The 768-nt window shown below is 38.7% G+C and carries 1 protein-coding gene; it reads right to left on the bottom strand.

All coding sequences use genetic code 11. The annotated features are described in order from the left end of the window. Positions 1-768 (bottom strand): hypothetical protein (locus E1176_RS20140; RefSeq protein ID WP_185152484.1); only part of this gene is annotated, 768 nt, incomplete at both ends.

Raw genomic sequence — 768 nt, 5'->3', positions numbered from 1 at the left:
CTTTGCATGAAAATGCTCCTTAATTACTATTTCATTAGCTTCTACTGTGAGTTTACCCGTAGGGTATACATCAGCTGCCTTGATTTCGACAAAACCAGCGCTCACTGATCGGTCATGACCAGGCCCTACTGGTCCCACCATAAAATCTGTATCACTTTGGCAATAATTAGCTATATCAAAGAAGCGTAGTTTTGTTCCAGACATGGCAACCAGATCATGATTATGCCCCTCGAGTTGCCACTCTTTGCTATTATCCAGACCAAGTTTCCATTGTTCATGACGGTAATATTCCCGTTTATCCGTATACAGGTAATAGCCGTACTCGTTGTCATAATCAACTTTTAATATATCATATGCTGAGGTAACCAGAGCAGCGCTACTTTCTATAGTTTCTGATTCAATACTTACATCCGTGTTGACCAAATAAGCAGATTCTGGTGATTGATTATTTACCCAAATGCCATTTTGCGGACGTGACCATTGGTTGGCCAGTTTGGTCCCGAATATATCTCCATTAGGAGGAATATCGGTACAGGCAAATAATTTATGTTTTTCTAAAGTAGGGTTCCACCATGACTGACTAGTATTATTGAAAACTGCTTCAACCTCCCAGTTATTCTGTTTTGTCCTTAAATAAATATTACCACCACTGGAGTATACTACTGTTTCAGAAGAAATATCTCCTTTAAATGAAGCTGATGAGTTTAAACGATCACGTTTTAACCTGTTTAAATCTGCATCGTAAATAGAAATATATGGCCCATTTGC

Origin of the sequence: Fulvivirga aurantia (assembly GCF_009711475.1) — a bacterium.
Classification (GTDB): Bacteria; Bacteroidota; Bacteroidia; order Cytophagales; family Cyclobacteriaceae; genus Fulvivirga; species Fulvivirga aurantia.
Note: the sequence above shows the minus strand (reverse complement) of the source record. Positions and strands in the feature narration are given on the sequence as shown.